This is a genomic window from Trichothermofontia sp. (assembly GCF_053493415.1).
Genome location: NZ_JBRCAD010000082.1, coordinates 1 through 7,206, shown reverse-complemented (window position 1 = coordinate 7,206; position 7,206 = coordinate 1). Strand labels below are relative to the sequence as shown.

The following is a 7,206-nucleotide window of genomic DNA, read 5'->3' as shown; positions in this document are numbered from 1 at the left end:
CCTCCCCCCTCATTACCCCCGACCAACCCGAAGAAGCCTGGTAAGTCCTGCTGTTACAGTGTGAATGTCCCCTCATCCTAAACCAACGTGAGTTGAGGGTCCTTCCCCCACCCCCATTCCCTGAGCGGGGCTTAAACCCTCAAACCTAGCTTTTCCGTAACGCTCGCCCCTTTGGGGCGAGCAGGCCGAGGGAGGGGGGCAGCGAACGCCTCCTATACCAAGGTAAAACTGTCTACCGTAACGAGATCCGGTGCAATGCCCAATAGGCGGGCAACGGCTTCCCCATTGCTGGCTAGTTGCACCAGGGTGTCCCCCTCAGCCGCGGTGATGCGTAATTGCCCAAACTCAAGCCCATTAGCTAACCCCAGGCGATCGACGCCCGGTTCAAAGTCAGCGATCGTATCGGGACCCTGGCCGGCAGCGAGGACAAACAAATCCCGTCCGGCTCCGCCAGTCAGGGTATCGGCCCCGCGATCGCCCCACAGGGTATCATCCCCATCATCCCCGAAAAGCGCATCCAGCCCTTTGCCCCCTCGGATCAGGTCATTGCCCTTCCCGCCCCGCAGGGTATCAGAGCCGCGATTGCCAATGAGGGTGTCATCGCCCGGTCCCCCGGCAATTAGGTTGGGGGCATCATTCCCGGTAATTTCGTCACGACCGGGCGAACCCAATAGGTTTTCGATCGTCACGTCAAAGGCAATCACCCGCCCATAGCTAAAGGTCCGGTATTGGGTCCCAGTGGGGTCCGATGTCGCTGCATAGGTCACCGCCGTTGCCGCTGCTCGGCTGGTCAGCACCCCCCCTGGGCGCATATCAAACCGGTAGTCCCCCGCCGGGAGGCCCGTGAAGTCGAGCGTATCCGTCCCGCCGCCATCCCAAATCGTTTCAATGGCCGTTGGGAAACTATTGCCATCAAAGCGGTAAACCGTATCGCCGTTGGCGAAGTCATGGCGGGCACCATAGAGAAATTGCAAAGCCCGAATGTCGTAGGCCATCAGGGTACTTGGCTCTAAGCCCGTCAGGTCTGGGTTGTAGGACATGACGGTGTTGCGGGTATGGTCTAGCTCAAAGCTGAGAAAGGGTGGCTCGATCGCGCTGTCACCATCGGCGATCGCATTATAGTTACCAGGGTGCTTCAAACCGAGGGCATGGCCCAGTTCATGGATGAGGGTGGCATACCCAAAACTCCCAGGACCACTGGAATAGGCCGTGAATGCATCTCCTTCGTTATTGGCTTGCAAGTGAATCGATCCCCCCACCTCAGGGGTACCCGGGTAGTAGCTATAGGCATTGCCCGTCGGGCCCGGTCCCTCGGAAAACATGATGCGAATCTGGCTGGCGGGCGAGTCGGGCACTTCCACAAAGGTAAGCGGCAGGACCGTCCCAAACCCATCGCGCAAAATTTGGCGCACATTTTCCTTAATCCGCCCATTTACCTCCCGAATATTGGTTTCATCTTCAGCCGCCGGATAGGAGTCGGCACTGGCGGCGGTTACAAAGCTGAACGTGATGCGACCGTTGGGACCGACGGGTTGACGAGCCAATTCCCCATTGTCCAGGCGACCCAACAGGACATCAATGGCTTCATTCCCGCTCCCTTGTTGGGCCTGACGACGGGCGATCGCGGCCAAGGGCGCAGGCATTTCAGCCACATGCAAGCCTTGCCGGCCCAAGCGGCAGAAACCACAACCACACCGCAGAGTGGGCATGGGAACTCGTAAGTCAGTTAGGGATAAATTCACGATTTCGGGGAAATGAAGAACGGCGTGCGTTATTTTACCCCCATTATAAAGTTGAGCACCTTGATACCCCCCAAAGCCGAGCCAAGATGGGTTGGAGCATAAGGGTAAGGATGCAACAATGAAAATAGCCTACATTTGGGCTAGCCACGGGGGTGTCCAGTTCTATCGTCAACCTGATGCTGATTCACGCTAACCGTTTACTGGCCAGCAGTTTGCTGTTTCGGCGGCGGTTTCTGACCCCACCCCAAGGGGCTGGCTATACCGTGGGTGGGGGGGACTTCCACGCCATTGGCGAACATTTTCGCCAACACTTTATCGTGTTAGGTGGACTGCAACCCCACCATCGGGTGTTAGATGTGGGCTGCGGCACAGGCCGGATGGCGGTTCCCCTCACCAGTTATCTCAACCACCAGGGGGAATATTGGGGATTTGATATTACCCAGGCCGGGATTGAATGGTGTCAGACTCAGGTTAGCCGTCGCTTCCCCAATTTCCACTTTCAGCGGGTGGATGTCTATAACAGTTTCTATAATCCCACCGGGACAATCCAACCCCAGAACTATCGGTTTCCCTTTGCGGATAACAGTTTTGATTTTATTTTTCTCACGTCAATTTTTACGCACCTATTACCCGCGGCAATGGCCAATTATTTGGCTGAGGTTGCCCGTACCCTAAAACCGGGAGGACGGTGCTTTATTACCTATTTTTTGCGCAATCCAGAGGTGATCGCACTCATGGCATCGGGACACAGCAAGTTTAGGTTTGATCACGCAATCGCCGATCATAGCTGGGTGGCGGATGCCCATAACCCGGAAGCAGCGGTGGCCTACGCTGAGGACTATGTGCGCCAACTGTATCAACGCAATAGCCTGGAGTTATTAGAACCCATCCACTACGGTTCCTGGTGTGGCCGATCGTCAACCCACAGTTTTCAGGATATTGCGATCGCGACCCGTCCCCCAGCGACGGTTGATCCTAGCTAAATACCCTGCCGACCGCGATCGTCAATGGCGACTTGATCCACACGGGGGACTATTGGGGCGATCGGGGCGGTTGTCGCCGAAACTCGGCGGGCGTTTGCCGCATGGGGTTATCCGGGTTCCACAGGCCCTGACCCATCACCCTGGCATAGTCCTGGGCATTTTGCAGACGATCGCGGTACTTCAGGTTTGGGGCGCGGGTGACGGCCAAGCCATACCCGGCCTTGAGGATCGCTTCATTGAGGAAGGTATCGCCTTGCCACAGGTAGCCTAGCCAGCGTTGATAGGTATCCTGGGCTTGGACATCTAGTTCCACGAGGACGGGTTGCTGATTGATCAGGGTTTCTAGATAGGCTTTGGCCTCGGCTCCCCACGGTTCCTGGGCGAGATCCGGCGCATCCAGGCCAATCAGACGCACGGTTTGGGCAAGGGTTGTCTGGCTGCCTAACCCCAATACCTCGATCGTCTGCCCACTCAGGACCCGTCGCACTTGCACGATCGTGCCCTGGGGTGGGGTCGGTAACTGACAAGCGGTGAGCATCAAGCTCAGCGTGAGTAGCAGTATCCCGAAGTAGCCCCTTGCTGGGAATTTGCGCATGAACCTGATCCTGTTCCTAACCCGTCTTTAGCGTAAGTGATGCTGAGTGCATAGTGGGCACCTCGAAATCCCGTATCCCGTCGGTGGGGGCAGTTCAAGTGCCCCATCTCAGATTAATCGCATTAATCGCAGTGCCCTACAGCCCTTCCCGCTCTAATGAAATCCTGTCAAGCCTTGTGAACCAGGAGCTTAAGCCCCTAGTCGGTACCTCACCAAGTATGGAAGTGCCCTCGTGTTAAGAGCGCATCGCATTGAGTATTCATCGCATTGAGTTGAGGGTGTTAATCGTGACAGTCGCCCCAAGCCAGCAATGATTGTTATAGACTATCAAAGTTTACCTTGCCTCGCGCCCACCAGAGCGCTAGTGAGTGTGGGATGCCCGTTCTCCCGTCACGCCTGCGCCAAGGCAAACCCGTTGTGTGAGGATCGAGTTTAATATTACCCATGCGTGAATTTCCAGACCTGCCGTCGTCTTTAACCCTCTCACGGCGCAGTGTGCTCAAGTTGCTAGGGATTGGTACGATCGCCGGTACCGTGGGGTATACCCGGTTGAGTAAACCCCAACCCCATCGCTTCCAGCCCGATACGTTGCAATTGCCCTATCGCCTCAGCCAACCCAAGCGGGTGGTTGTCATTGGGGGCGGTCTGGCGGGTCTGGCCTCGGCCTATGAACTGAGTCAGCGAGGGTTTGCCGTTACCCTCCTAGAGCGATCGCCGCAACTGGGGGGCAAGGTTGCCAGTTGGGAGATTCAGGTGGGGGAGGACACCTTCAAGATGGAGCATGGTTTCCACGGCTTTTTCCCCCAGTACTACAACCTAAAAAGTCTAGTGGCGGAGTTGGCGATTACGGAGAATTTCCAATCTTTGGAGTTTTATTCCGTCGTCTTTCGGGACCGCGATCGCTATGCCCCGGAGGTCTTCCGGCCTAGCCACTCCACCTTTCCCTGGAATATTGTCGATTTGGCCATTTCGTCATCGAACCGCTGGCAATGGGGTATTGATCTAACGAAGCCAGCCCACTGGCAAGTCTTCCGGGCCATCACGGGGTTTAATCCGCAACGGAGTTATGAACAACTCGATCACCTGTCGGTAGCGGAATGGGCCGCCGCCGAATTCCCCAGGGGGTTGTATGACCTCTACTTTTTACCCTTTGCCAAGTCGAGCCTCAATGCCCCCGATGTGTTGAGTGTGGCCGAGTTATTGCAGTTTTTCCATTTCTATTTCTTCGGCAACCCGGAAGGCTTGGCCTTTAATGGCACCCGTGATGACATGGGCACTTCCCTGGTGGCCCCAATCGCGGCGGCGATCCGTCGCAACGGTGGCACGATTCTAACGGACGTGACCGTCAGTGCACTGAACTGGCAGGATGGCCAAATTGCCTCCCTGACCTATACCCAGGGGGAGGCCGGCAGTCGTGTGCCGTTCTGGGTGCAGACCAATCCGCTCTTGAACCAGGATTGGCAAGCCATTACACCCGATCGCGAATACGTGGGGGCGGGGGATCGGGTCTTTGCCCTAGCGGCGAACCCAGGCACCCAACCACCGACGGCCCTGTCCCTTACGTGTACCCACCAGGGGTGTACCGTCCAGCCCCAGGCAGATGGCAGTTTCCACTGTCCCTGCCACGGTGCCATCTACGATCGCACCGGTAAGGTGGTTAGTGGTCCAGCCAAACGGGATTTGCCCCGCTTCCAGGTACAAGCCCGCCAAGGCGATCAGGTGCAACTGGTCAGCCACCCCCGCGCCGCTCGCCAAACCCCAGCGATGGATACCACCCTCCAGGCCGATTATTATGTCATTGCTGCCGATGTGCCGGGGGTACAGCAACTCCTGCGGCTATCCACAGGGGCGGTGGATGCGACGGTGGCGCAACAGGTGGCCCAGTTGGCGATCGCCGATCCCTTTGCCGTCGGTCGGTTCTGGTTCGATCGTGATTTCCCCTGGTCCCACAGCAATTTCGCCTCCCTATCGGGCTACCGCCTGACCGACAGTATTACCCTCTACCACCGTATCCAACGGCAATTTATCGACTGGGCGGCCCGTACCGGGGGCAGTGTGGTGGAACTCCACGCCTACTGTTACAAGGAAAAGGAATTCCCCACCCAGGAAAGTTTACTCACTGCATTTGAGCAGGAATTGTATGAAATTGTCCCCAGCCTGCGGGGGGCAACGGTCCTGCATCGGGAACTGGTAAACCAAAAGAATTTTGCGGGGTTCCCCCCCAATAGCTACGCTGATCGTCCGGCCACCGCCACCCCTGTCCCTAACCTGCTGTTTGCCGGAGATTGGGTGAAAATGCCCTTCCCCTGTGGCCTGATGGAGCGGGCGATTAGCAGTGGCTTCCTGGCGGCTAACGCGATCGCCCACCAGGAGGGTCTGCAACAACGAACCCTATTGACGGTCCAACCCGAGGGATTATTGCAAATTTGAACCGCCAGCCCGCGACTCAAGACTATCGAGAAACCGATGGCGCTGGTGGGACTTGAACCCACACGGGGTTACCCCCAACGCATTTTAAGTGCGTAGCGTCTACCATTCCGCCACAGCGCCGCCTATTGGGATTATATCGGCTAATGGCCAGATTCAGAAGAGGGGCAGGTTGAAGCTCATGCCCGCCCCCAGGATGCTGCCATTGAAATTGACATCAGAGGCGCTAGATGCGCCAAAGCTATAGCCACCATAAATATTGAACTGGATGGCGCGGGAAAGGTCCCAACTGAACTGGGCGATCACCTGGTGGTAGGAATCTTCGCGATCGCGTTGGGTGAAGTGGGTGAGATCGTATTGGTAGTTTAAACCAATCTGCATGGTGGGGGTGAGGTCATAGCCAAGGACGGTGCCTAGGCGATTGACAAGCCGACTGCGATCCGTGGGCTCGGTCACGCTCCAGCGGAATTGATAGTAATTATCCAATTTCAGCCGCGAAACCAGGGGAACTCGGTAAAACAGGGACAAACGCAGGGAGTGATCATTCAAAAAGCGATCGCCGTCATTATCAAGAAACAGTTGGCGGTTATCCCAGCTAAATTCGCTGAAGGCTTGTCGCGACCAAAAGTGACGAATGCCTACCTTTAAGCCAAACCCGTTGTAATCCAAGTCTGAAAGATCGCCATAGCGAATTAGATTTCCCTCCAGCGTTCCTACGAGAAGGGTTCGGGGGCCAATGATGGGGCGGGCTGATAGGATCAGGCGTCCTCCCAAGAGTTGATCGCCGATCGTATCAATTTCCGAGGAGAGAATATTGTCACTGCGGAAATAGCTAAAACTACCGGTTAAAAATACAAATTTGGGCTGCGTGGGTTTCTGCAAAGGCCGTTCCCGTAGCCGTAAAACCCCTAATTCTGGATCTCCCTGCTGCTGAAGTTCTGGGTCAATAAAACTGTTTTCATCGGTTGCTTCTTCCGTTGTGATGACAGGTGGGATGGTATCAGGAGCTTCGGTATCAGAAACCTCAGTATCAGGAGCCTGGGTGTTGGCCGTATCGGGTTCCGCGTCCGAGAGAATGATGATTGACCGCTCACTGGCCTCGACCGCAGCGGTATCGGGTCCTATCGCCACGGGAACGGGAACGCGTGGGTTGGGCTTATCGGGTGCGATCGCAAGAGAAGGGGCTGTCTGAGCCTCGCTAGGCGATACCAAACTTGCTTCGGCCCCGATCGGTGTTACCGCCTGGGCACGGCGACTAACCCCTAGGGTCAGGCTAAACAGCAAACACAGCAGTTGGCAATAGCGCGAAACCTGAACATTGACAACTCCCCGGCCTAAAGGCGCGGGGATTCTTGGCTCACAGGGTGTCTTAGACATTGCCCTCACCAAGCTTCTTGACGATGTGCCCCACCGCTGCAATCCCGCGCTGCCTCACTACCTGAGCCGCTGCTACATCCCG

Annotated in this window: 5 protein-coding genes and 1 tRNA gene; 2 read left to right on the top strand and 4 right to left on the bottom strand. The window is 56.5% G+C overall.

Going from position 1 to position 7,206, the window contains the following annotated elements; all coding sequences use genetic code 11:
- Positions 1-212: 212 nt before the first annotated feature.
- Positions 213-1,709, bottom strand: a complete 1,497-nt coding sequence (locus ACWIUF_RS06995) for a M10 family metallopeptidase C-terminal domain-containing protein (RefSeq protein ID WP_448571568.1) — start codon at positions 1,707-1,709, stop codon at positions 213-215.
- Between the two features lie 185 nt (positions 1,710-1,894).
- Between ACWIUF_RS06995 and ACWIUF_RS06990 the strand changes: the two genes are divergently transcribed.
- Positions 1,895-2,725 (top strand): class I SAM-dependent methyltransferase, encoded by an 831-nt coding sequence (locus tag ACWIUF_RS06990; protein WP_448571567.1) that lies wholly within the window; start codon positions 1,895-1,897, stop codon positions 2,723-2,725.
- Positions 2,726-2,774: 49 nt separating this feature from the next.
- Here ACWIUF_RS06990 and ACWIUF_RS06985 read toward each other — a convergent pair whose 3' ends face one another.
- Entirely contained in the window at positions 2,775-3,320 is a 546-nt protein-coding gene (locus ACWIUF_RS06985; RefSeq protein ID WP_448571566.1) for a thermonuclease family protein, read from the bottom strand.
- A gap of 444 nt (positions 3,321-3,764) precedes the next feature.
- Between ACWIUF_RS06985 and ACWIUF_RS06980 the strand changes: the two genes are divergently transcribed.
- Positions 3,765-5,750, top strand: a complete 1,986-nt coding sequence (locus ACWIUF_RS06980; protein WP_448571565.1) for an FAD-dependent oxidoreductase — start codon at positions 3,765-3,767, stop codon at positions 5,748-5,750.
- 37 nt (positions 5,751-5,787) lie between these two features.
- Here the strand turns inward: ACWIUF_RS06980 and ACWIUF_RS06975 are convergent.
- Positions 5,788-5,870 (bottom strand) — tRNA-Leu (locus ACWIUF_RS06975).
- 33 nt (positions 5,871-5,903) lie between these two features.
- The gene (locus ACWIUF_RS06970) at positions 5,904-7,124 is read right to left on the bottom strand and encodes a hypothetical protein (protein ID WP_448571564.1); all 1,221 of its coding nucleotides are present in this window, start codon (positions 7,122-7,124) and stop codon (positions 5,904-5,906) included.
- Positions 7,125-7,206 lie beyond the last annotated feature (82 nt).